Annotated in this window: 20 protein-coding genes; 13 read left to right on the top strand and 7 right to left on the bottom strand. The window is 59.8% G+C overall.

From position 1 onward, the window contains the following. Positions 1-3: 3 nt before the first annotated feature. The 7 genes from RQP54_RS04650 (at position 4) to RQP54_RS04620 (ending at position 9,328) form a co-directional block, all read left to right on the top strand. Entirely contained in the window at positions 4-792 is a 789-nt protein-coding gene (locus tag RQP54_RS04650; RefSeq protein ID WP_315676995.1) for a Stp1/IreP family PP2C-type Ser/Thr phosphatase, read from the top strand. Between the two features lie 43 nt (positions 793-835). Beyond that, positions 836-1,510, top strand: coding sequence for an FHA domain-containing protein (locus RQP54_RS04645; RefSeq protein WP_315676994.1), 675 nt, complete (start codon positions 836-838; stop codon positions 1,508-1,510). 85 nt (positions 1,511-1,595) lie between these two features. Next, positions 1,596-3,815 carry an adenylate/guanylate cyclase domain-containing protein gene (locus tag RQP54_RS04640; RefSeq protein WP_315676993.1) on the top strand — a complete coding sequence of 740 codons (2,220 nt, stop codon included), beginning with the start codon at positions 1,596-1,598 and terminating at the stop codon, positions 3,813-3,815. A 9-nt stretch (positions 3,816-3,824) separates the two neighbouring features. Beyond that, positions 3,825-4,616, top strand: a complete 792-nt coding sequence (locus tag RQP54_RS04635; RefSeq protein ID WP_315676992.1) for a 3',5'-cyclic-nucleotide phosphodiesterase — start codon at positions 3,825-3,827, stop codon at positions 4,614-4,616. Beyond that, positions 4,613-7,030 (top strand): GspE/PulE family protein, encoded by a 2,418-nt coding sequence (locus RQP54_RS04630; RefSeq protein ID WP_315676991.1) that lies wholly within the window; start codon positions 4,613-4,615, stop codon positions 7,028-7,030. The genes RQP54_RS04635 and RQP54_RS04630 overlap by 4 nt, the downstream gene beginning before the upstream one ends. Positions 7,031-7,133: 103 nt before the next feature. Beyond that, positions 7,134-7,634, top strand: a complete 501-nt coding sequence (locus RQP54_RS04625) for a pilin (protein ID WP_315676990.1) — start codon at positions 7,134-7,136, stop codon at positions 7,632-7,634. 47 nt (positions 7,635-7,681) lie between these two features. Further along, a complete protein-coding gene (locus RQP54_RS04620; RefSeq protein ID WP_315676989.1) occupies positions 7,682-9,328 on the top strand; it encodes a PglL family O-oligosaccharyltransferase in 1,647 nt (548 codons plus the stop codon). Positions 9,329-9,398: 70 nt separating this feature from the next. Here the strand turns inward: RQP54_RS04620 and moaC are convergent, their stop codons facing one another. After that, entirely contained in the window at positions 9,399-9,887 is a 489-nt protein-coding gene (gene moaC, locus RQP54_RS04615) for a cyclic pyranopterin monophosphate synthase MoaC (RefSeq protein ID WP_315676988.1), read from the bottom strand. Between the two features lie 83 nt (positions 9,888-9,970). Here moaC and tfpZ point away from each other — a divergent pair, with 83 nt between their 5' ends. Together tfpZ and RQP54_RS04605 are read left to right on the top strand one after the other, a co-directional pair. Continuing rightward, positions 9,971-10,744: a TfpX/TfpZ family type IV pilin accessory protein gene (gene tfpZ / locus RQP54_RS04610; protein ID WP_315676987.1), complete on the top strand. Its 774-nt coding sequence runs from the start codon at positions 9,971-9,973 to the stop codon at positions 10,742-10,744. A gap of 89 nt (positions 10,745-10,833) precedes the next feature. Beyond that, positions 10,834-12,291, top strand: coding sequence for a M48 family metalloprotease (locus tag RQP54_RS04605; protein WP_315676986.1), 1,458 nt, complete (start codon positions 10,834-10,836; stop codon positions 12,289-12,291). Here the strand turns inward: RQP54_RS04605 and RQP54_RS04600 are convergent. Both RQP54_RS04600 and RQP54_RS04595 read right to left on the bottom strand, forming a co-directional pair. Then, a complete protein-coding gene (locus RQP54_RS04600; RefSeq protein WP_315676985.1) occupies positions 12,262-12,612 on the bottom strand; it encodes a phage holin family protein in 351 nt (116 codons plus the stop codon). The genes RQP54_RS04605 and RQP54_RS04600 overlap by 30 nt on opposite strands. Before the next feature lie 21 nt (positions 12,613-12,633). Continuing rightward, positions 12,634-13,341, bottom strand: coding sequence for a TerC family protein (locus RQP54_RS04595; protein WP_315676984.1), 708 nt, complete (start codon positions 13,339-13,341; stop codon positions 12,634-12,636). Positions 13,342-13,870: 529 nt separating this feature from the next. Here RQP54_RS04595 and RQP54_RS04590 point away from each other — a divergent pair. Continuing rightward, a complete protein-coding gene (locus RQP54_RS04590; RefSeq protein WP_315676983.1) occupies positions 13,871-14,833 on the top strand; it encodes a TerC family protein in 963 nt (320 codons plus the stop codon). Between the two features lie 70 nt (positions 14,834-14,903). Further along, the gene (locus RQP54_RS04585) at positions 14,904-15,335 is read left to right on the top strand and encodes a DUF3717 domain-containing protein (protein ID WP_315676982.1); all 432 of its coding nucleotides are present in this window, start codon (positions 14,904-14,906) and stop codon (positions 15,333-15,335) included. Positions 15,336-15,378: 43 nt separating this feature from the next. Here RQP54_RS04585 and RQP54_RS04580 read toward each other — a convergent pair whose 3' ends face one another. Next, complete coding sequence (locus tag RQP54_RS04580) at positions 15,379-15,939, bottom strand: YaeQ family protein (RefSeq protein WP_315676981.1); 561 nt, start codon at positions 15,937-15,939, stop codon at positions 15,379-15,381. 84 nt (positions 15,940-16,023) lie between these two features. Beyond that, the gene (gene purB / locus RQP54_RS04575; RefSeq protein ID WP_315676980.1) at positions 16,024-17,403 is read right to left on the bottom strand and encodes an adenylosuccinate lyase; all 1,380 of its coding nucleotides are present in this window, start codon (positions 17,401-17,403) and stop codon (positions 16,024-16,026) included. A 106-nt stretch (positions 17,404-17,509) separates the two neighbouring features. On the opposite strand from purB, the gene RQP54_RS04570 reads away from it, so the two are divergent. Then, positions 17,510-18,127, top strand: a complete 618-nt coding sequence (locus tag RQP54_RS04570) for a glutathione S-transferase N-terminal domain-containing protein (RefSeq protein ID WP_315676979.1) — start codon at positions 17,510-17,512, stop codon at positions 18,125-18,127. Positions 18,128-18,141: 14 nt separating this feature from the next. Here RQP54_RS04570 and RQP54_RS04565 read toward each other — a convergent pair whose 3' ends face one another. After that, on the bottom strand, positions 18,142-19,377 hold the full coding sequence (locus tag RQP54_RS04565; RefSeq protein ID WP_315676978.1) for a phosphohydrolase: 1,236 nt from the start codon (positions 19,375-19,377) through the stop codon (positions 18,142-18,144). A gap of 70 nt (positions 19,378-19,447) precedes the next feature. On the opposite strand from RQP54_RS04565, the gene RQP54_RS04560 reads away from it, so the two are divergent. After that, positions 19,448-19,945: an adenylyltransferase/cytidyltransferase family protein gene (locus RQP54_RS04560; RefSeq protein ID WP_315676977.1), complete on the top strand. Its 498-nt coding sequence runs from the start codon at positions 19,448-19,450 to the stop codon at positions 19,943-19,945. An 86-nt stretch (positions 19,946-20,031) separates the two neighbouring features. Here RQP54_RS04560 and glnE read toward each other — a convergent pair whose 3' ends face one another. Further along, positions 20,032-22,746 (bottom strand): bifunctional [glutamate--ammonia ligase]-adenylyl-L-tyrosine phosphorylase/[glutamate--ammonia-ligase] adenylyltransferase, encoded by a 2,715-nt coding sequence (gene glnE / locus RQP54_RS04555; RefSeq protein WP_315676976.1) that lies wholly within the window; start codon positions 22,744-22,746, stop codon positions 20,032-20,034. Positions 22,747-22,761: the final 15 nt, after the last annotated feature.

Raw genomic sequence — 22,761 nt, 5'->3', positions numbered from 1 at the left:
TTCATGCAATACACATTTCTGGCCAAGACCGACCCAGGGCGTGCACGAGCCAACAACGAAGACTCGGTGGCGATCGACCCTGCGACCCAGACCATGGTTCTGGCGGATGGCATGGGTGGCTACAACGCAGGCGAAATCGCCAGTGGCATGGCTACGGCCTTCATCAAATCCGAAATGGGACGTTGGCTTTCCGAGGCCGGCCATGCCGCAACCCAGCGGGAGGTCCGGCGGGCGATGGAAATTTGCGTCGAAAACGCCAACCTGTCCATTTTCAACGCGGCCAATGCCAACGCCGCGTATGCCGGCATGGGGACCACCTTGGTCGTCGGTGTCTTTCGGCAGGACAAGCTATTGTTGGGACACATCGGTGACAGCCGTTGCTATCGCCTGCGCGATGGGGTTCTTCAACAGATTACCAAGGACCATTCGCTGCTGCAGGAGCAGATCGATGCGGGGCTGATCTCGCCCGAGCAGGCTGCACATTCAACCATCAAGAACCTCGTGACGCGTGCCGTAGGGGTGGACGAAGTGGTCTTGCTGGAAGTCAATGAACATGCGGTGCAGGCGGGTGATTTGTACCTCGTATGCTCCGACGGCTTGTCGGACATGGTCGACGACGCGTCTATCGCTAGAATTGTCTGCACCGATCGTGAATTGGATCACAAGGCAGGCGACCTGATCGAGGCCGCGAATGCCAATGGCGGACGGGACAATATTTCGGTCATACTCGTCGAGGTGGCTGAGCCCAGCGGCCGCCGGGGTCTGTTATCGCGCATATTAGGGAAGCCATGACAATGCACAATCCAACACATATATCTACTGCAAGGAGCCGGGCATGCCAAAGGTGATTGTTTCCATTGATGAGGTGGTCATCAAGGAAGTGCAGTTGACCAAAGACCGCACCACCTTGGGCCGCCGACCGTACAACGACATCGTCATCGACAACCTGGCCATCAGTGGTGAACATGCCGTGTTTCTCCTGGCAGGAGGCCAGGTGACGGTGGAGGACCTCAATAGCACCAATGGCACGTACCTCAATGGTCGGGCCATCAAAAAACAGCAGCTCAATGATGGGGACAGCATTGAGGTGGGAAAGTACAAGGTCAAGTTCGTTGGCGATGGCGCCACGGATAACTTCGACAAGACCATGGTTGTCCGTGCTCGCCCGGCTGTACAGGCCGCCCCTGTGACTGAAGCTGCACCGTCCGGCTACTCCACCCAGGCTGGTGACTCCACTGGGCTTGGGGCTGGGCAAGCTTCCATCAAAGTGATGTCGGGCGGAGCGGCGGGGCGCGAAGTGCCTTTGACCAAGGTGGTCACCACCATTGGCAAGCCTGGGGTGGCGGTGGCAGCGATCACGCGCAGGCAGCAGGGCTTCGTGGTCCATCATGTTGAAGGTGCGGGAAACCCGACCCTCAACGGGGCGCCCATTTCTTCAACGCCATTGGCGCTCAAGAACGGCGACCTGATTGAGCTCGCGGGTACCCAGATGCAGTTTGTGCTGACCTGACAAGGCCAGGCAAGGAGTCATGTCCATGGTGCCGACACCACACGCCGGATAAGTCATGCCATCGCTAATGCGGCACTGGCAGCGCATGGCAGTGACTTTACTGCCGCTGGTGTTCGCTTTGATGCATGCGACGGGTGTTCTGCACCTGCCCGTGTTGCAGCGGCTGGATGACATCATCTACGACGCGCGTCTGCGGGCCACCGCCCCAGGCACCGAAGACTCCAGGGTGGTCATCGTCGATATCGACGAGCGAAGTCTTGCCGAGGTCGGGCGCTGGCCATGGGGTCGGCATCGGCTTGCCTCATTGGTGGACGAGCTTTTCGAACGTCAGCACATCGCAGCGCTGGGGTTTGACGTGGTGTTTGCGGAGCCGGATGACAGTTCCGGTTTGTCCCGATTGACCGAGTTGGCACGCAACGAATTCAAGGACAACACAGCCTTTCAAGATCGTCTGCGGCAGTTGCAGCCAAGTCTTGACCACGACGCGCTGTTTGCGCGGGCCTTGCAGGGGCGCCCCGTGGTTTTGGGCTACTACCTTACCAGTGATCGCGATGGGCGCAAATCGGGGGTGCTGCCCGCTGCGGTTTTCGACAAGTCTGCCTTGCAGGGCAGGGTTTCTCGCAGCACGGTATGGAATGGCTATGGTGCCAATATCGAGGGCTTGGCCAAGGCGGCCATGCTCTCTGGACATTTCAATCCGATTTCCGATGGCGATGGCGTGATCCGTTCGCTGCCGTTGGTCGGGGAGCTTGAGGGGCGTTACTACGAGTCGCTGAGCCTGTCCCTGTTTCGGTTGTTGACAGGCATGCCGTCCGTGGCACCCGGTATTGCAAACGACAAGCTGTTGTCCAAGCAGATGCAATCGGTGGATCGCATTGTGCTGAAGCAGGGCAGCAGTGTGATGAATATTCCTGTCGACGATCGCCTGACCACGCTGATCCCTTACCGCGGCAAGGGCGGCCCGCAAGGCGGTTCGTTCCGGTATATCTCGGCCGTCGATGTATTGACATCGAAATTGCCTCCCGACAGCCTCAAAGGCAAGGTCATCATCGTCGGGACCACGGCCCCAGGACTGTGGGACCAGCGGGCCACCCCTGTGGGCGAGGCCTACCCCGGCGTCGAAGCCCATGCCAACATGCTCACGGGTCTGATGGATGGAAGGCTGGCCGTTCGGCCGGACTATGCCATGGGGTACGAAGTGGTGCTGCTCCTGATTGCCGGGATCGGATTGGCCGTGTGCCTCCCGCTTTTGTCTGCCGTTCGGGCTGTGGCTCTGAGTGCAGCGGCGCTTGTGCTGCTGGCCGCCCTGAACTTCTACTTGTACATGGCGCAAGGACTGGTCTTGCCGGTCGCCGGATCGTTGGTGATGGCCGTGACGGCATTTGCGTTGAACATGAGCTATGGGTATTTCGTGGAGAGTCGCTCGAAGCGTGAGCTGGCCCAATTGTTCGGGACCTATGTCCCTCCCGAATTGGTCGATGAAATGGTCAAGGATCCGGACAGCTATTCCATGCAGGCGGCCAACCGCGAGCTCACGGTCATGTTTTGTGACATGCGCGGCTTCACCAAGATGTCGGAAACGATGGAGCCACTGCAGTTGCAGCAGTTGCTCAACGAGGTGTTTTCACGTCTGACGGGCATTATTCGGGGTAACCGCGGCACCATCGACAAGTACATGGGCGATTGCGTCATGGCCTTCTGGGGAGCTCCCGTTGAGATTTCTGCACATGCCAGCCTGGCGGTCAAGTCAGCCCTTGAAATGGCCAATGCGGTGAGAGACATCAATGCAGAGCATCGAACCAAGGGGCTGCCGGAGATCGGCGTTGGCATTGGCTTGAACACCGGTAGCATGTGTGTCGGAGACATGGGTTCCAACATTCGGCGTGCCTATACCGTCGTGGGTGATGCGGTCAACCTGGGTTCACGCCTGGAAGGCCTTTCCAAGGCCTATGGGGTCGACATCGTGGTCAGCGAGTCGACGCGCAAACTGGCGTCGGAGTATGCATGGCAGGAACTCGATCGCGTACGGGTCAAGGGCAAGGACATTGCCGTAGCGATCTTCTGGCCGGTCGGTCCTGCCGACCGCATTCCCAGCGAAACGGCGGCCGAGCTCAAATCCTGGGGGCAGTTGCTCAAGGCGTACCGGGCCCAAGATTGGGATCAGGCAGATGTTGTTCTGTTGAACCTGACTCGAGCGAATCCAAAGAAGTACCTGTACCAGCTGTACAGTGAACGCATCGCCACGATGCGGAATCTGCCGTTTGACCCGAGCTGGGACGGTGCAACCAATTTCGAAACCAAATGAGGTAAGGCAGTGAAGATCCGCGTATTGGGTTGCTCGGGTGCCATTGCCAAAGACTGCAAGACCACCTCGTTTCTGGTGGACAGCGAATTGCTGATCGACGCCGGCACCGGTGTGGGTGACCTGGACTTGGAAGAAATGCGCAAGGTCGACTATGTGCTGCTTACGCATGCCCACCTGGACCATGTCGCTGCGTTGCCGCTGATGGTCGATGCATGTGCCGCCAAGCGTGACAGACCGCTCAAGGTGTTTGCCTTGCCAGGCACGATCTCAGCTTTGCGTGCCCACATTTTCAACAATGTGATCTGGCCGGACTTCAGTTGTATCCCCACTCCGCAGAACCCGTTCATCACCTTTCATGAGGTCGCAGTCGGGCAGTCCCTGCAGTTCGGCGACAAATACGTCGAAGTGCTGCCCGCAGTGCATACCGTCCCGGCCTGCGGCTATGCCGTTACGGTGGGTACCGGATGCTGGGTGTTTTCGGGTGACACCGAGCGCAATCCTGCCTTCTGGCACCGTGTCAATCAACTGAACGTCGCCATGCTGGTCATCGAGACAGCGTTCAGCAACAGGGAAAAGGAGTTGGCGCAAAAGGCTTTGCATCTGTCTCCAATGGTGCTGGCCAAGGAGTTGGACAATATTCCCAAGGGCCAGCGCTACCCGATCTACATCATGCACACCAAACCCGCTGAGACCGAACAGATCATGGCCGAGATCCAGCGCTTCGATCAAACCATGCCTTTCGGTCCGAACGTCACGCACGATATTCGTTGGTTGCGCGCAGGGCAGGAGCTGGAGATATGAGCGCAATGGAGTCGGTCACCGCAGTACCTTCCTCGCAGGAGCAGGCATTCTTCGAGTCCCAGAAGCTGCCTTCCAAAAGCCGGGGTGTTACCTTCGAAGCACTGTTTTATCGGCAGCTGCATCAGGTCACAGCACGCATTCACGAAACCGAGAACCTGGACCAGATCATGCTGGATGCAAGCCAGGATATCTGTCGTCTGCTCAATGCTGATCGTCTGACCCTGTATGCGGTCAGTGAAGACCGTACCGCCATCGTCTCCAAGATCAAGACCGGGCTCAACAGCAGTCGAGAGCTCAAGCTGCCGATTTCGCCGCAAAGCTTGGCGGGGTATGCGGCTTTCAGCAAGAAGGCGCTGAACCTGCCGGATGTCTATGACGATGATGCGCTCAAGCGCATTCATCCGGCGCTGACCTTTCTGAAGGAAGTCGACCGTCGCTCGGGCTACCGCACCAAGCAGATGTTGGTGGCCCCCATCTTGGACGGCGACACGCTGCACGGGGTGCTACAGGTCATCAACAGCAAGAGTGACGAGCCCTTCGGTGCGCTGGAACTCGACGGCGTGGCCGAACTCTGCAAAACTTTGGCTACGGCCATTCGGCAGCGGAATCGACGGGATGACTCTGCGGCCAAACAGCGTGCCACCAAATACGATGGGCTGGTCGCCGACGGCTTGCTGACCGATGACGAGTTGAAGACCTGTGTCCAGCAGGCGCGCGAGCAGGGCGTATCGGTCGAACACCTGCTGATGGCGGAATACAAGATCAAGCCCCTGCAGATTGGGCCGTCGCTCGCCAAGTTTTTCGGGGTGCCCTATGAACCGTTCAGCGCCAGCCGTCTGCGCACGGAAATGCTGCACGGGCCCCTCAAGCGCGAGTTCATCGAAGAGCAGGGCTGGATTCCGTTGGAGGAAACACCGGACGGTCTGGTGATCATGTGCATGGATCCCGAGGCCGTGCGTGGCGCCCGCGTCGTTCCCCAGGTCTTTCCCAAGATCAGCCGTTTCTCCTACCGGGTGACGACCCAAACCGAGTTCCAGGAAACGCTGGTTCAGCTCTTCGGCGGCGCCGACACCACCACCATCGATGACATGCTCTCGGGCATGGAAAGTGCGCCGCTGGACGACTCCACCGACGAAAGCGCGCTGGAATCCGCTGCCGCCGACAACGAACTGGTCAAGTTCGTCAACAAGATCATCATCGACGCCTACAACCTGAAAGCGTCGGACATCCACATTGAACCCATGCCGGGCAAGCTCAAGACCGGCATCCGTCTGCGCATCGATGGCGGACTGCAACCCTACGTGGAAGTCCCAGCCCATTTCCGCCAGGCGCTGGTCACACGCCTCAAGATCATGTGCGATCTGGATATTTCCGAACGCCGCAAGCCGCAGGATGGCAAGATCAAGTTCAAGAAATACGGCCCGCTGGACATTGAACTGCGGGTGGCGACGATTCCGTCGGCCGGCGGCATGGAAGACGTGGTGATGCGTATTCTGGCGGCGGGGGAGCCCATACCACTGGAAAAGCTGGGGCTGACGCCCGTGAACAAGACCCGGCTAGAGGCGACGGTCAGCAAACCTTATGGCTTGTTTTATGTCTGCGGGCCGACCGGCTCGGGTAAGACCACCACCTTGCACTCCATATTGAAGTTCCTCAATACGCCGGATACCAAGATATGGACTGCTGAAGATCCGGTGGAAATTACCCAGAAGGGTCTGCGCCAGGTGCAGATCAACAAGAAAGCTGGTATTGATTTCGCGTTGGTGATGCGTGCCTTCCTGCGTGCGGACCCGGACATCATCATGGTGGGTGAATCGCGCGACAAGGAAACAGTGTCCATGGGGGTGGAAGCATCTCTCACCGGCCATTTGGTGTTTTCCACCTTGCACACCAATTCGGCCCCGGAATCCATTACCCGTCTGATGGATATGGGCATGGACCCGTTCAATTTCGCCGATGCTTTGCTGGGAATCCTGGCGCAGCGCCTGGCCAAACGGCTGTGCGACTGCAAGCAATCCTATGAGCCCGACGCTGAAGAATTGCGCCTGTTTGTTCTGGAATACGCCGAGGAATTGCGCCATTCAAAGGCCTGGCGCGAGGATGCGGAGCGAGAAAAGAAGAAGTTGGTAGACGAGTGGAAAGCTACCTATGGCGAAAACGGCACGCTGCGCTTCTACAGGGCTGTGGGCTGCGACAAGTGCGGAGGGTCGGGTTACAAGGGCCGGGTGGGCTTGCACGAGTTGTTGGTGGCCGACGATGGCGTCAAAAAGCTCATCCAAGAGCGAGCCCGCGTCGCCGAACTCTTTGCCGCTGCCGTCGAAGGCGGAATGCGGACGCTGAAGATGGACGGAATGGAAAAGATCATGATGGGGCTGACGGATATCAAGATGGTGCGACAGGTTTGTATCAAGTAAACCGGGCGAGTGACAAATTTGTCAAACTGCGACTGATTCTTTGCTTTAGGCAGGTGGCACACATCTTGCTGAAGTAGCCACTCATTTTTCTTAGGAGTTTCAAATGAAGCGTTCCATCCAAAAGGGTTTTACTCTGATCGAATTGATGATCGTTGTGGCGATCATCGGTATCTTGGCTGCTGTTGCATTGCCTGCGTACCAAGACTACACAGTGCGTGCAAAGATGTCGGAAGTTGTTTTGGCTGCGTCACAATGCCGCACCTCTATTACCGAAGTCATCCAGTCTGCATCCGGCAGTATGCCCGCTGACGATGGATTTGGATGCGAGGCCTCAAATGCGGCATCTTCGCCTAGCAAGTATGTTGCCACCATCCAGACCAAAGGCGACGGGGCAGATTTTCCGGGTACCATCATTGTGACGGCACAAGGTATTGCTCAGCTTGGTACAGGTACAGTTCTCTCTGTTGTTCCAAAATCCCAAACAAATGGTGCAGTTTCCATTGGTGGTACAGTCTACAAGTGGGTTTGTGGCGACACAACAAACTCAACCCCGACAACTATTAATGCAAAATATCTCCCGGGTTCCTGCCGCGGAACAAATTAAAGAATTACTGATTTAATAAATGAGCGCCTCTACGAGGCGCTTTTTTTATGGCTAATATTTTCTTGATATTTGCCGGCATTTCATGGCTGGCGGTTCTTTTTGTCAGTGATCACTACCTCCCATGGGTAAGTTGGCACAGCGAGTTGTTAGTGTTTGTAAGCGCATGCCTTGCATTATGCGCCGTGGCGTTCCGTACAGGAATGCGCGGGACCGTTGAACTGCCGAGCACAATATCTATTGTCGGACTATTCATGCTACTTGTCGTCGGACAGGCCCTTGTTGGTTGGCTTCCAGCCATGGGGGATCTGTGGGTAGCCCTGGCATATGCAGGTCTATTTATTGCTGGGCTGATTGTGGGCTCCACATTTTGGGACGAACAAAAGACATCAATCGAAGCTAGGTTCAGTGCGACAGTAATTTTTGCGAGTTTACTCGTCGGTACTGCAACGATATTCGCAATAGAGGCAATGGTTCAGTCAATGAATTTATGGGAGGGTGCCTATTGGCTCGCGGGAAAAGTAGCGATGCGTCGTCCAGGGGGCAATTTATCGCAACCCAATCATTTGGCAACCATCTTAATGCTAGGCGTTGCAGCTAATTTGTATTTGCAAATTAGGAGAGTAATAGGATTTGCAACTGGCGCGGTATCGCTCATGCCGATCGTTCTGGGCCTTGTTTTAACGGAATCAAGAACAGGCTTACTTGAATTACTTTGTCTTTCAGCTTGGGGATTGTATTCCAACAAAAAATCAAAAGCGCATTGGCTGCATTTCACATGGGTCATTCCTGTGACATTCATTGGGTATCGAGTATGGCCATCGATCTGGGCACGGATACAGATGCGTGAAGAATCAGTTACAGGAATAAATGTGACGTCAAGCGGGCGATTCGAGTTATGGGGCCAGACGCTCGAAATGATTGGCAGTAAACCGTGGCTGGGATGGGGTTTCGGAAGGTACTCTGAAGCGCAGCACTCCATCGCACCAAACCACGCAGATGTATTGCCGGCTACATATTCGCATAACATAGTTTTGGATATGGTGGTTTGGTTTGGAGTGCCATTAGGGTTGTTTTTATGCGGAGTTGGTTTTTATTGGCTCTTTCAGCAGCATAAAAAAAGAGACAAACCGGAAAACTGGTTTCTTATTGCAACAGTAGGGACTGTTGGCATTCACTCAATGTTGGAATACCCACATGCTTACGCCTATTTTCTGTTTCCTGTGTCAATTGCGATCGGAGGGTTGAGCAATGTCGGACCAGGCTTCCGAAGCAAGGCGTGGGTTATTTTGGGTGGTGCGATGCTTTGGGGCGGGCTATTAACAGTTTCTGCTTTTGAATATCTGCAGCTTGAGGAAGATTTGCGGATTGCGAGGTTTCATTCTGCGCGGGTTGGAAATGTGCCGGCTGGATATGAGAGGAAGCAAGTCATAATACTAACGCAGCTTAAAGATGTAGTGGATGTCGTGTGGATGATTCCTCAGCGAGGAATGACCGAAGCGGATATCGACAAAGCTCATCGAGCAGCTAGTCTTTATCCATGGCGAGCAATAATATCGAAATATATTGAAATTCTTGCACTAAATGGACGTGAGGCTGAATCTCTCCATGAAATGGCGGTCCTGCGGGCTTATTTCGGAGATGGCGCAGAAGCTCAGGTTCTTAAAAGAATCCAGGAACATTCGGACGCGTATTGACGCTGGCGCGCATTTGAGGCGCCGAGCTATACCTCTTCTTTGCGGACAGTCAAGACTGAAAGTTAATCATTCAAGTCGCCAAAAAACTCCCCGACTTCCCCCCGTGCTTCTCAATCAACTTCACATCATTGATGACCATGCCACGGTCCACCGATTTGCACATGTCATAGATGGTGAGCAGGGCCACCTGCACGGCTGTCAGCGCTTCCATTTCGACCCCGGTTGGGCCTACTGTCTCCACGGTGGCGGCGCATACGACACAGGGCGCAGCGCCGGATACCGCGTCACGAACTTCAAAGTCAACGGCAACACGGGTCAGCGCCAGCGGATGGCACAGCGGGATCAGGTCGCTGGTCTTCTTGGCCGCCATGATGCCCGCCAGACGGGCCACTCCCAACACGTCGCCTTTCTTGGCGCTGCCGGAGGCGATCAGGGCCAGCGTGCTGGTCTGCATGTCGATGCGGCCGCGCGCCACCCCAATACGTTGGGTGGCCGCCTTCGCGGCTACATCGACCATGTGGGCCTGTCCTTGGGCGTCGAAATGGGTCAGTGTTGTCATGTTGCTGAAATTGTTTACAGTTCGCCGTCCGCCATCGCGGACCGCTTTACACAGTGTTCAAGTTGAACGTGCATCATACGACCATGATTTCATCCCCCCCCGCATTCTGGAAAGACAAGCTCCAAGCCAGCGGCCTCCATTTTTCTTTGAGCGTGCTGGTCGCGGCACTGTCGGCCCTGCTGGTGTTCGTGCTGTGGTACCCCTATCCCTATCGCGAAATTTCGGGGGGGCGCGAGCTGTTCCTGCTGGTGGTGACGGTGGATGTCATCATGGGCCCGCTGATTACCTTGGCCATTTTTGACCGACGCAAACCCTGGGCCGAACTGCGGCGCGATTTGTTCGTCGTGGTGCTGCTGCAGTTGTCGGCACTGGGCTACGGCCTGTGGACGGTGGCCATGGCCCGGCCAGTGCACATGGTGTTCGAAATCGACCGCTTCCGCATCGTCCATGCGATCGATATTCCGGACGAATTGCTGTCAAAGACGCCAGAGGGCATCACGGCTCGTCCCTACACCGGCCCCACCCTGCTGGGTCTACGCCCGTTCAAGGATGGGCAGGAAGAAATGGATGCGACCTTTGCAGCCTTGCAGGGCGTCAACCTCGGGGCGCGCCCGGATCTGTGGCAAAGTTTTGATGCGTCGCGCCAGGATGTGCTGCGCATAGCCAAGCCGGTGGGTCAGCTGCGCCAGCGTTTCCCGGACCAGTCGGCTGCCATCGACGCTGCGCTTGCGGGCAAAGGTGCAGCGGCAGACGCTGCCCAGTACCTGCCGCTGGCCGGCCGCAAAGACTTCTGGACCGTGATGGTCGATGGCCGCAATGGCGATATCCTGGGCTTCCTCCCCCTGGACTCCTTTTGAGCATAATGTTGAAGCGTTTTCGGCTCCCAGCCCTGACGCGCATTGCGCAAGCAGCTATGCTTTGTATAGCGCTTGGAGCGCCTTTGGGCATGCAGGCCCAGAACACGTCCGCAGGTATGAACCTGCCCAACCTGGGCGATGGCACCGAAATGACACCAGCCGCAGAGCGGCACCTGGGCGACCGCGTGGCGCGCGAGCTGTTTCGCGACCCGGACTACATCGACGACCCCATTCTGCTCGATTACGTCCAGACCATCTGGACGCGGCTCATGGACGCGGCCCGGCGCCGCGGCGAACTTCAGCCCGAACTCGACGAGGCCTATGCCTGGCAAATCCTCATGGGCAAAGACCGCAGCATCAATGCTTTCGCCTTGCCCGGCGCCTATTTCGGTATCCACCTGGGTTTGATTGCCGCTGTCAGCAGCCGCGATGAATTGGCGGCCGTCATGGGCCACGAGCTGAGTCACGTGACCCAGCGCCACATTGCAAGGCTGATGGCGCGCCAGGGGGCGCAGGCCCCTTGGCTCATGGCCGCCATGATTCTGGGGGCCCTGGCTGCCAGCGGCAACCCGCAAGGTGCCACCGCCGTGATTGCCGGCGGGCAGGCGGTGGCGGCGCAGAGTCAACTCAACTTCTCGCGCGACATGGAGCGCGAGGCTGACCGGGTCGGCTTCGGTGTGGCGGTCGAGGCTGGCTTTGCGCCCTTGGGTTTTGTTCGCATGTTCGAAAGGCTGCAGCATGCGACGCGGCTCAGCGACAACGGCAGCTTTCCCTACTTGCGCAGCCACCCCTTGTCCACCGAACGCATCGCCGATGCCCAGGGACGGGTGGGCGTGACAGCGCCAAGGGCCGATCTCGAAGACGCCGAGGCATTGCTGATGGCGGCGCGCGCCAAAGTCCTGTCGGATTCGTCGGTGGACGCCTTGCAAGGCTGGCAACTCAGCGTTGTCGACGCCACGGGCATGGCGCGCCGGACGCCCGCACGGCAAGCTGCACAATGGTATGGCGCGGCTTTGGCGGCGACCAAGTCCCGCCAGCCCGCACTGGCTCAACGAGCATTGGCCGCCCTGCGTTCACTGGCACCTGGGCAGTCGGGCCTGGAGCGGCAAATCCGCCTGCTGGCAGCCGAAATGGCATTGGAAGGGCTGACTGCCACACCTGCCGACGCCCTGGCACAACTGGCCCCGTTGGGAAATGCACGTTCCGTCCTGCTCCTGCGTGCCCGTGCACAGATCGCCACGGGTCAGGGTGCAGTAGCCGCACAGGCGCTACAGCTCTGGTTGGCCGCCCACCCCCAGGATGCGACTGCATGGCGACAACTGGCCGCTGCCAACCATGCGTCGCAGCGTGTCGTGGCCGCGGTGCGCGCCGAGGCCGAGGCCGATGCTGCACAGATGGACTATGGGGCCGCGGTACAACGCCTGAAGTCTGCACAGGAGTTGGCAAGACAACGCCAGCGTAGTGACGAACATTTTGAGGCGTCCATCGTAGACACCCGCCTGCGCCAGTTGGAGCAGCTAGTGCGCGAACAGGCGCTCGAGCGCTGAGTTGATGACGATACCCATGCAGCTGTAGACCAGCGAGCCCAGCAGCGCCGCACCGAAGTCGGTCACAACAAACCCATCCAGCAGGCTCGCTGCGGCCCAGAACATCAAGGCATTGATGACAAAAAGGAACAGTCCCATGCTCAGGATGGTGACCGGCAAGGTCAGCAGCACGAGCAAGGGGCGCAGCAAGGCGTTGAGCAAGCCGATGACCAGGGCCGCCAGCATGGCCTGACCGAAACTCTGTACCTGAACACCGGAATACAGGTGCGCTAGCGCCAGCAGCGCGCAGGCACTCAGGAGCCATTTTGCGAAGATCTTCATGGCTCCAGCATAGCACTTGCCTCAGTGGGCGGGATCTGTGGAATCCTTGCGTTTGCGCCAGCGTGCGGCCAGCAGCACCCCGGCTACCGCGACCCCATACATCGTCCATCGCAGGGCCGTCTGTGCCGGGCTCAGGCCCTCGGAAGCCGAGCCGAAGACACTGCGCAGCAGCGGCTCTCCGACCACCATCTTGGCGGCGGTAAAAGCCAGCACGGCGGAGCCCAGCTCAATGATCACGGGGAAGCGCTCCACCAATTTGAGCACCACGCTGCTGCCGAATACGACGATGGGAATACTGAGCAACAATCCAAAGACGACCAGGTCGAAGGCACCGTGGGCCGCACCGGCTACCCCCAGTACGTTGTCCACGCCCATCAGGGCGTCGGCAACAATGATGGTCTTCATTGCCCCCCAGAATGTGGTGGCAGCCGGACCATGGGCATCGCCATCCGTATCGTCCACCAGCAGCTGGTAGGCGATCCACAGCAACCCCAACCCGCCGACCAGCAAGAGCCCCGGGATCTTGAGCAGCCACACCACGCCGACGGTCATGGTGGAACGCACGATCACTGCGCCGACCGTGCCCCAGACAATGGCCTTGGTCTTGACGCTCGCGGGCAAGTTGCGCGCCGCCAGCGCAATGACGATGGCATTGTCGCCAGCCAACACCAGGTCGATGAGAACGATGGCCAGCAGCGCCGACCACCAAGGGGCAGAAAGGAATTCCATGCTACGTTCCAGAAAATAGGTTTCAAGGGCAGGCTGGAATCGCGTCGGACAGTGCAAGTGAAGACAGATGCAAGCACGCCTCGATGCGGCCACCACCGGCCTGCAATCGAAGGTCTTGCTCAATGCGGGGCTAGGCACCACACCTTGCAAGCCGGAAGCCGGAAGCTTCGTATTGACGACTTGCAAAACGCCGCTGAGAGACAGCGGCAGGGAGCTACTCCCCTTCTTGCGGACAATTAGACCATAGGCAAAATTGGCCTTTTCCAGGTTGGGGTTAGTGGGTTCGCCCCGGTTTCGTTAACATCGGATGACTCTCAAAAAGGGGAGTAGCGCGGTCGCAGGCGGAAACCAACGCCGTAGCGTCCGGGCATGTTCCGTCAATACGTCCTGGTCGTGGTGAGCACGTTCGGGGCCGGGGCATGCCAAGGGTTGACCTCCCGCAAGACCTTTTAGAGCGGATATGTCCGTTGGGCTGTCCGGACCGCCGGGGTGGCGGCCGGCGCCCGGTTTCACGAAAGGTACTTTTAGCATGCAAACTGTTGCACCCCTGTGGCTTTGGGCCACCTTTGTCGGCATCGTCCTGGTGTCGCTGTTCATCGATTTCGTCGTCCTCAAGAAGCAAGGCGCCCACGAGATCGGCGTCAAGGAAGCGTTGAACTGGTCCATCATCTGGATCGCTTTGTCGTTCCTGTTCAACGGCCTGTTCTGGTGGGCGGTGAAAGACACCACTGGCTCGACCGAGCTGGCCAACACGAAGTCGCTTGAGTTTCTTACCGGATACCTGATCGAAAAATCGCTGGCGGTGGACAACATCTTCGTGTTCCTGATGGTGTTCACCTACTTTGCCGTTCCCCCTGCCTTCCAGAAACGCGTGCTCATGATCGGCATCATCGGTGCCATCGTGTTGCGCACCATCATGATCCTGGTTGGCGGCTGGCTACTGGCGCAGTTCCATTGGATCCTCTACGTATTCGGCGCGTTCCTCATCATCACCGGCATCAAGATGTGGTGGGCGGCCGGGCAGGAGCCCAGCCTGGACGACAACCCGGCGCTGAAGTTGCTGCGCAAGGTCTTGCCGGTCAGTCGCAATTTCGATGGCGAGAAGTTCTTCACGGTTGAAAACGGCAAGAAGATCGCGACGCCGCTGTTCATGGTCATCTGCCTGGTGGCGCTCACCGACGTCATCTTCGCGGTGGACTCGATCCCGGCCATTTTTGCCATCACCAGCGATCCGTTCATCGTGCTCACCAGCAATGTGTTCGCCATCCTGGGCTTGCGCGCCATGTATTTCCTGCTGGCTGCGGTGGCCAACAAGTTCCACTTGCTCAACTATGGCCTGGCCGTGATTCTGGTCTTCATCGGAACCAAGATGTGTCTGATCGATATCTACAAGATTCCGGTCGGCGTATCGTTGGGTGTGGTGGTTGGCATTCTGGCGCTCACGATGCTGCTCAGCGTGCGGTCTGCACCTGCGGACGCCCCGCGCGGCTGATGCCATTGTTGGCTGGATAACTTCATAATGGCGGCCCCGCGGCGGGGCCGCGTCGTCTCCACCTGCTGCCTTGGCCCTCATCCACGTTACCGATATCGAAGACACCATCAACTTCTGGCGCGGCCGCACCGACGTTCCTGTGGGTGCTGCCTTGTCGCCGGAGTTGGATGCGCTGGCCCGTGTCTATGCCGAAATGGCTTTGCGTCGCGAAGATGCCGTGGATGAGTCACGCTTGGATGGTCCGGCCCGGGCTGCCTGGATGGCCTGGTATGCCACCACGCCGGATACGCCCTGCATCGCGATCTGCTCGACAGCGCAAGGCGACGCACAGTGCAAAGGGTGCGGACGCAGTTTTGAAGAGGTGCAGCACTGGCTTTCCATGACCCCGGCGGAAAAACGCTGGGTCTGGGCCCGCATCCGCCGCGAAGGGACTGCCTGGCGGTTCACCCGCTATGCCGAGCGAGCCATGGAGTCGGCCCCTGGCTTGCTATCCAATTCGTAGCTTTCTGCGCAGTCTTTGTGCGGGTTCTGGCTGGAAATGGCAGTTATTTCCAGCGCAACGGCTCGATTGCGATGCTGTGGTTGGTGTCGGATAATGTCAGCGCGCCTTCCTGGATCGTGGCTTGCAGCTGCATGCTGCGTTGGGCCAAGGCCACCAGTGCCTGGGAGGCCTCGGTGGGAATGCGCCATACCTGCAGCTTGTCCAGTCGCGATAGCTTGGTCTCGATGCCTTTCCACCAGACTTCGGCCGGGTGCGCATAGCAGTAGAGCACCACGGCATCCGCCTTGTTGCAGGCCTTGGCGATGGGCTTTTCCTCGGGTTGGCCGACTTCGATCCACAGGCGCTTGGCGCCGGTGAAGTCGGTCAACGAAACATCCGGGTCTTCCGGGTCGGACAGGCCGGCTCCAAATGCCAGCGTACCGTCGCCGTTGCACAGGTCCTGCAGTTGGTGGGCGTTCATTGCCAAGGCAGCCAGGCGCACCATCATGCGTTCGTCGGTCTCGCTCGGGTGCCGCGCCAGGGTCAGGGCGTGATCGGCGTAGTAGCCGTGGTCAATGTCGGCAATTTGCAGCGTGGCTTTGTAGATCGTGGATTTGAGTGCCATAAAGAATCGTGTTGCTATCAAAAACAAAGCGCCTCACGCCCTTCTTTCAAGGGCTGGAGGCGCTTTTTGCCTTCAATTCCGGTCTCAGGCGCGTCGGGCCAGCTCAGCGGCTTTGCCGGTGTAGCTGCCGGGCGTCATGGCCAGCAGCCGGTCTTTCTCGCCCTGGGGAATGTCGAGTGCCGCGATGAACCCGCGCATCATCTCGGCCGTCATGGCCTCGCCGCGGGTGAATTTTTTCAATTGCTCGTATGGCTGGGGCAGGCCGTAGCGGCGCATCACGGTCTGGATTGGCTCCGCCAGCACTTCCCAGGCGCTGTCCAGGTCGGCAGCCAGGGCGGCTTCGTTGATCTCCAGCTTGTTCAGGCCCGTGAGCAGTGACTGGTAGGCCAGCACGGCATAACCCATGGCCACGCCCATGTTGCGCAGCACCGTGGAGTCGGTCAGGTCGCGCTGCCAGCGGCTGATGGGCAGCTTCTCGCTCAGGTGACGCAAGAGCGCGTTGGCCAAGCCCAGGTTGCCTTCGGCGTTCTCGAAGTCGATCGGGTTGACCTTGTGCGGCATGGTGGATGAACCCACCTCGCCGTCCTTGAGCTTTTGCTTGAAGTAGCCCACCGACACGTAGCCCCAGACGTCGCGTGCCCAGTCGATCAGGATCGTGTTGGTGCGGGCGATGGCATCGAACAGTTCGGCCATGTAGTCATGGGGTTCGATCTGGATGCTGTAGGGCTGGAAGGTCAGGCCCAGGCCCAGCGGCTCGGGGGTTTCCACCACTTTCTTGGCAAAGGCTTCCCAGTCGTAGTCGGGCCAGGCCGACAGGTGGGCGTTGTAGTTGCCCACGGCGCCGTTCATCTTGGCCAGGATCTTGACGGCGGCAATGCGGTCGCAGGCGGCCTGCAGGCGCACCACCACGTTGGCAATCTCCTTGCCCACGGTGGTGGGGCTGGCGGTCTGGCCATGGGTGCGGCTGAGCATGGGCACGTCGGCGTAGGTGCGTGCCATCTCGCGCAGCTTGAGCAGCACGCGGTCCAGGGCCGGCAGCAGCACAACGTCGCGCCCGGCGCGCAACTGCAGCGCGTGGCTGGTGTTGTTGATATCTTCGCTGGTGCAGGCAAAGTGCACGAACTCCTGGGCGGCCACCAGCTCGGGACGGGCTTCGAACTTGGACTTGATCCAGTATTCCACCGCCTTGACGTCGTGGTTGGTGGTCTTCTCGATCGCCTTGATGGCCTCACCGTCCGCTTCCGAGAAGTTCTTCACCAGGCCCAGCAAGTAAGTGCGCGCTCCGGGGGAGAGTGGCTTGAATTCTGCGAAACCGGCGTCGCTCAGGGCGATGAACCAGGCGACTTCAACCTGGACGCGGCGGTGCATGTAGCCTTGCTCGCTCATGATGGGGCGCAAGGCGGAAAGCTTGGCGGCGTAGCGGCCATCCAAGGGCGAAAGGGCAGAAATGGCGGAGAAGGTCATCCCCGAATTGTAGGCCGTGCCACTTTCGCCACGGTTTTTCCCTGATAGCCAAGGCGTCAGGCATTGCTGTATAGAATCAAACCCAACTTAGGGACAGCACTGCAACATGAAACTGATCGGATCGCTCACCAGCCCTTATGTGCGCAAGGTGCGTATCGTGATGGCCGAGAAAAAACTCGACTACGCCTTCATCCAGGAAGATGTCTGGTCGCAGGACACCACCATCAGCCAATCGAATCCCCTGGGCAAGGTGCCTTGCCTGATCATGGAGGGTGGGGAAGCCCTGTTTGACTCGCGTGTCATCGTCGAGTACCTCGACACACTCTCACCGGTGGGAAAGCTGATTCCTGCCGTGGGCCGAGAACGTGCCGAAGTCAAGACTTGGGAGGCCTTGGCCGACGGAGTGCTTGATGCCGCCATTGCCGCCCGCCTGGAAGCCACCTGGGCCGGGCGTACCAAGGCCCAGCGTAGCAAGGCCTGGATCGACCGCAACATGGAAAAAGTCCAGGCGGCGTTGCAGGCCATGTCCAAAGGGCTGGGTGACAAGGCCTATTGCACCGGCATCCACATGAGCCTGGCCGACATCGCTGTCGGCGTTGCTCTGGGCTACCTGGATTTCCGTTTCCCGGAATTGGCATGGCGCGAGCAGCACGCCAATCTGGCCAAACTGCACGAGAAGCTGGCGCTGCGGACCAGCTTCGCCGAGACCTTACCCCCCGTCTGATTTGCTGGGTCCCCCTAGGGGGCCATGCGCACCGGGATGGCGCCGGGCAAGGTCAGTGCCAGCATGCGGTTCAGGTAGAGTCGCACCCGCACCTCGCGATAGGCCACACTCGATGCCACGCGGTGTTCACGCTGGCTGGTGTCGCGGATGGTGTGCTCCACCGTGGGCATGCCCTGGCGGTTGAGCAGCACGGCCGCCTTGGGCATGGTGGTATTGGCGCCCCGACGAACCACCACCGCCGTTTCGTCGTTGACCAGGCGTACAAACGTGCCAGGGGGATAGACGCCCACGGCCTTGATGAGCGCGGCACCGGCCTCATCGACCTGGCGGTTCTCGTCAAAATAGCAGGACTGCATGGCCGAGGCAGGTGCGATAGGGTGGCGAGACGCCCGTGGGGCCAGTTTGGCGGCAAACATGTCGGCACGCTGTATCAACCGGGTCATGCGCTCGGACGGGCTGCGGGTCGACAGTGGTCCGGGGATCTGCTGGTGGTGATTGCGCACCACGTCCAGCCAGTCCTGTGAATCGATGCCAAGACGTTCGAGTGCATGGACCGAACGCTGGGCGTGCTCGTCGATGATTTTGCGTTGGGCAGCCGTGGGCGGCTCCTTCTGCAGGGCGAGCTGATCCTGAACCTGCGACATGCCGATGTTCATGGTCAGCGCTGCGCGGCACAGCACGTCGACTTCGTGTTGCGGCCACTTGAGGACGTCACGGGCAGCCAGTTGGCACATGGTGGCCACCAGCATGCCGTGCGTGGCGCTGTACATGCGGCTGTCACTGGCGGAGAGGTACATCAGTGCGAACAGGGTGCCGTCCGCCATGTCCTGGCAGTTCTGCTGCAACTGGGCCGACAGCTTGTCGAGCCTCTGCAAGAAATATTCGGGCTGCGACTCCAGTGCCAGGGCATTGGCCTGGAACTGCAGATCCAGCCAGTCCAGCCGCTCCGGCGGCTCCTCGAAACGCTCGACGTCCCGGCTGAGACTGAGTTTGGTGCTGGCAATCTCACCAATCGCCTTGTCTTCGCGCACCATGGTCTGCAAGCGCTCGACATAGGCCTTGTGGTGTGCCTCGGAATCGGCCACGTCGATGAACAGACCGCCGTTGCGACCTGAGTATTCCAGCAGGTCTTCGCGGGACGGCACGACGTAGCCGCGCTTCGCGATCAACACCCCGTCCTTGTCCATCAAAGGGAAGGGCAAGGGATGTGCGATGCGGATCGAATCGACGCTGATGGGAACCAGTTGCATAGAGGGGGGCCATTATGGGGCAGTACCGCATGCCCGTAGGGGGAGAAAAGGGCACTGTTAGCATTGCACCATGACCGATATCGCCCAAGCCCCTGCATTCCTGAGCAAAATCCACGCCCGTCAAACGCTGGCCCAGCCGTTGGCCGGACTGCCGCGTCCCTGGGTGTTCACCAATGGGGTCTTCGACGTCCTGCATCGGGGGCATGTGGAGTACCTGGCCCGGGCCCGTGCACTGGGGGCAAGCCTGATCGTGGCCCTCAACACGGATGCTTCGGCCAGGCGCCTGGGCAAAGGTCCGGACCGACCGCTGAATCGGGATACCGACCGCGCGATTGTCATGGCGGCATTGGAGGCGGTGAGTCTCGTGACCTGGTTCGACGAGGACACACCGCTGGAATTGATCGGCGAGATTCGTCCCGACCTCATCGTCAAGGGGGGCGACTACGACATGCAGACGCTTCCTGAAACCGCTCTGGTGCAGAGCTGGGGTGGGCGGGCGCTGGCCCTCCCTTTCGTTTCCGGTTTTTCGACTACACGCCTGGTGGAAAAGATTCGCGCAGCGGCCTGACCATCACGCCGCGGGCGCGACGCTCGCGCCATGCGGTGTCACTATGCCCCTTGCTCGCAGTAGCGATTGCGCGCTGGGGGCCGCGATCACGGGTGAAACAGGTGTTGCCACAAGGCCAAGCCAGCATCCCGCTCCACTTGCACCGAGTCGTAGGCGCGCTGCGTAGGTTCTTCGTTCAGTCGTGCCTGGTGCTGGATGTGGCGCAGGCTGCGGTAGGCGTCTGCCGCCTGCGTTCCCAGTGGCGCGGGTAATAGCCCGCAGCGCTCGGCGCGTTGCAGCAGCGCAATGTTTCCCGCATTGGCCAGCAATTCCGGGTGTTCGCCACCCCAGCCCAACACCAGGAACTGGACCGCAAACTCGACATCGACCATGCCGCCCGGGCTGTGCTTGACGTCAAATTGCTCCGGCGGCACGGCGTTGCCTGCGCGCATCTTGTCGCGCATGCTGGCGATCTCCTGTCGCAGCGCATCGCGGTCGCGGGTGGTGGCGATCACGGACTGGCGTACCTGCTCGAAACGTTGCTGCAGCGATGCGTCGCCCAGCACACAGCGTGCACGCGTCATGGCCTGGTGTTCCCAGGTCCATGCGGTGTTGCTGCCACGCTGCTGCTGGTAGTTGGCGTAGGCCTCGAAACTGGTCACCAGCAAGCCGGAGCCCCCATTGGGGCGCAGCGCGGTATCGATCTCGTACAGGTCACCTTCGCCAGTCTTGACCGTCAGCCAGTTGATCAGCTTGCGCACCAGTGCGGCATAGATTTCGGCTGCGTTCTCGTGTGGGTCGTCGTAGACAAAGACCAAGTCCAGGTCGCTGCCATAGCCCAGTTCCTTGCCGCCGAGCTTGCCGTAGGCAATGATGCCGAAACTCGCCTCGTCCTGGTGGCGTTGCTTGAGCTTGCACCAGCACCAGCGTGTAGTGATCCGCAGCACGCAATCGGCCAAGGCGGACAGGTCGTCGGCCACCTGCTCCACGGAAAGGCGACCCTCAACGTCACGGGCCAGGGTGCGGAAGACTTCCGCATGGTGGGCCCGACGCAGCAGGTTGAGCAGGCTTTCGTCATCGTCCTGGCCGCCACCGGCCAGCGACTGGCGGCGGAACTCCAGCTCGCGTTCGAACTCGGCCGGGTCGAAGCGCTCTTCCAGAATGGCGTTTCCCGCTAGTTCATCAATGACCCCGGGGTGCTTGAGCAGGTAGCGTGCCGGCCAGCGCGCCGCAGCCAGCATGTCCAGCAGGCGCTCGTGCACCACCGGGCGCTCAAGCAGCAAGGCCAGGTAGCTTTCGCGCCGCAGCAGGGGCTCCATCCAGTCGGCAAACCGCAGGGCGCCTTCTTCGCTCACGCGCCCCTGCGCCATCCACTGGCCGGTGCGCTGCAATAGCCGCGCCAGCTTGTTGCGTGACCCCTCGCGCAGCGCCAGCATGCGCGGGTTGTCGCGCCATGCAGCTACGCGTTCGCGCAACCTGCCATCGAGCTGTTGCAGCAGGGCGTCGAAATCGCTCGATCCGGGCAAGGAGGGGGTTGTGTTCGTTTGGCAGCCCTGGCACTCCTTCTGCGGTCCGCCCAGCAAGGCATCAAATTCCTGAGCGACCAATTCCCGCACCGTCGTGAGTTCGCACAGGAAAGCGGCCGTGTCGGCAAATCCCAGCGTGTCGGCGATCCAGGCCAAGTCGGCATCGTCGGTCGGCAATACGTGGGTCTGCTGGTCGTCCAGGTACTGGATGCGGTGTTCCAGGCGCCGCAACAGCTCGTAGGCCTTGGCCAACGCCTGTGACGTCGCGGCTGGCATCAGGTTGGCGGCCGTCAGCCGTTGCAAGGCGCTGAGGGTGGGACGGGTACGCAGCTCCGGAAACTGCCCGCCACGCACGACCTGTAGTAGCTGTACCGTGAACTCGATTTCACGGATGCCCCCACGGGATAGCTTCACGTCATTGGCGCGCTCCGGGTGCCCGGCACTGCGCTGCGCTGCATGGTCGCGGATCTGCCGGTGCAGTACCCGCAGCGAATCGAATACGTTGTAGTCCAGGTAGCGGCGAAATACAAAGGGGATGATGGCTTGACGCATGGACTGCGCACATTGGGACGCCTTGGCCGATTCCGGAGCGACGACACGGCTCTTGAGCCAGGCAAAACGCTCCCATTCGCGCCCCTGGACATGGAAATACTCTTCCAATCCACCGAGAGAAATGGCGGCCGGCCCAGAGTTTCCATTGGGTCGCAGGGCCAGATCGACACGGAACACGAAGCCGTGGTCGGTGGTATCGCCCACGAGTGCGTAGATGGCCCGCACCATCTTGCCGAAGTACTCCTGGTTCGAGATGCGCCGCCGGCCCGTGGCGTCACCGGTGGTTTGGCCGTCGTGGTCGTAGACGTAGATCAGGTCAATGTCGCTGGACACGTTGAGCTCGCGGGCACCGAACTTGCCCATGCCCACGATGCACAGCTGCGCCGGCACGCCTTGCTCGGTCATCGGAATGCCGTGCGCTTCTCTCAGCAGGCTTTCGCTTTCCTGCCAGGCTTGGTCGAGTGCAAATTCGGCCAGCAGGGTGACCGTGGTCGTCACATCGGCCAGGCTGGCCTGCTGGCTGCAGTCCAGGCTGACCAGGCGCTCCATGACCAGGTGCCTGGTGGTGCGCAAGGCGGTGGCGGTATCGTTGCCGCGCCCCCGCAACGCGTCGAAGGTCTGCTGCATGGCGGCGCGGTCTGGCACTCCCGGGGCCAGCAGCGCCAGCTGCTCGGAATAGCGGCGACGCACACGCTGGGCAAAACGGGAGCCTTGGGCCGGGTCGGGCTGGGTATTGCGGGTCATAATTCCTGAAGTAGA

The organism is Curvibacter sp. APW13 (genome assembly GCF_032337135.1).
GTDB lineage: Bacteria > Pseudomonadota > Gammaproteobacteria > Burkholderiales > Burkholderiaceae_C > Allorhodoferax.
The sequence above is the reverse complement of the archived record's forward strand: the minus strand, read 5'-3'. Positions and strand labels throughout refer to the sequence as shown.

Bases quoted from the DNA above. Each gene is read 5' to 3' on its own strand.
- RQP54_RS04605 (WP_315676986.1), top strand. From the start codon at position 10,834: ATGCAGGCCCAGAACACGTCCGCAGGTATGAACCTGCCCAACCTGGGC.
- RQP54_RS04620 (WP_315676989.1), top strand. From the start codon at position 7,682: ATGGCTAATATTTTCTTGATATTTGCCGGCATTTCATGGCTGGCGGTT.
- RQP54_RS04570 (WP_315676979.1), top strand. From the start codon at position 17,510: ATGAAACTGATCGGATCGCTCACCAGCCCTTATGTGCGCAAGGTGCGT.
- RQP54_RS04600 (WP_315676985.1), bottom strand. From the start codon at position 12,612: ATGAAGATCTTCGCAAAATGGCTCCTGAGTGCCTGCGCGCTGCTGGCG.
- RQP54_RS04580 (WP_315676981.1), bottom strand. From the start codon at position 15,939: ATGGCACTCAAATCCACGATCTACAAAGCCACGCTGCAAATTGCCGAC.
- RQP54_RS04565 (WP_315676978.1), bottom strand. From the start codon at position 19,377: ATGCAACTGGTTCCCATCAGCGTCGATTCGATCCGCATCGCACATCCC.
- tfpZ (WP_315676987.1), top strand. From the start codon at position 9,971: ATGATTTCATCCCCCCCCGCATTCTGGAAAGACAAGCTCCAAGCCAGC.
- RQP54_RS04590 (WP_315676983.1), top strand. From the start codon at position 13,871: ATGCAAACTGTTGCACCCCTGTGGCTTTGGGCCACCTTTGTCGGCATC.
- purB (WP_315676980.1), bottom strand. From the start codon at position 17,403: ATGACCTTCTCCGCCATTTCTGCCCTTTCGCCCTTGGATGGCCGCTAC.
- RQP54_RS04650 (WP_315676995.1), top strand. From the start codon at position 4: ATGCAATACACATTTCTGGCCAAGACCGACCCAGGGCGTGCACGAGCC.
- RQP54_RS04640 (WP_315676993.1), top strand. From the start codon at position 1,596: ATGGCAGTGACTTTACTGCCGCTGGTGTTCGCTTTGATGCATGCGACG.
- RQP54_RS04560 (WP_315676977.1), top strand. From the start codon at position 19,448: ATGACCGATATCGCCCAAGCCCCTGCATTCCTGAGCAAAATCCACGCC.
- moaC (WP_315676988.1), bottom strand. From the start codon at position 9,887: ATGACAACACTGACCCATTTCGACGCCCAAGGACAGGCCCACATGGTC.
- RQP54_RS04645 (WP_315676994.1), top strand. From the start codon at position 836: ATGCCAAAGGTGATTGTTTCCATTGATGAGGTGGTCATCAAGGAAGTG.
- RQP54_RS04630 (WP_315676991.1), top strand. From the start codon at position 4,613: ATGAGCGCAATGGAGTCGGTCACCGCAGTACCTTCCTCGCAGGAGCAG.
- RQP54_RS04625 (WP_315676990.1), top strand. From the start codon at position 7,134: ATGAAGCGTTCCATCCAAAAGGGTTTTACTCTGATCGAATTGATGATC.
- glnE (WP_315676976.1), bottom strand. From the start codon at position 22,746: ATGACCCGCAATACCCAGCCCGACCCGGCCCAAGGCTCCCGTTTTGCC.
- RQP54_RS04595 (WP_315676984.1), bottom strand. From the start codon at position 13,341: ATGGAATTCCTTTCTGCCCCTTGGTGGTCGGCGCTGCTGGCCATCGTT.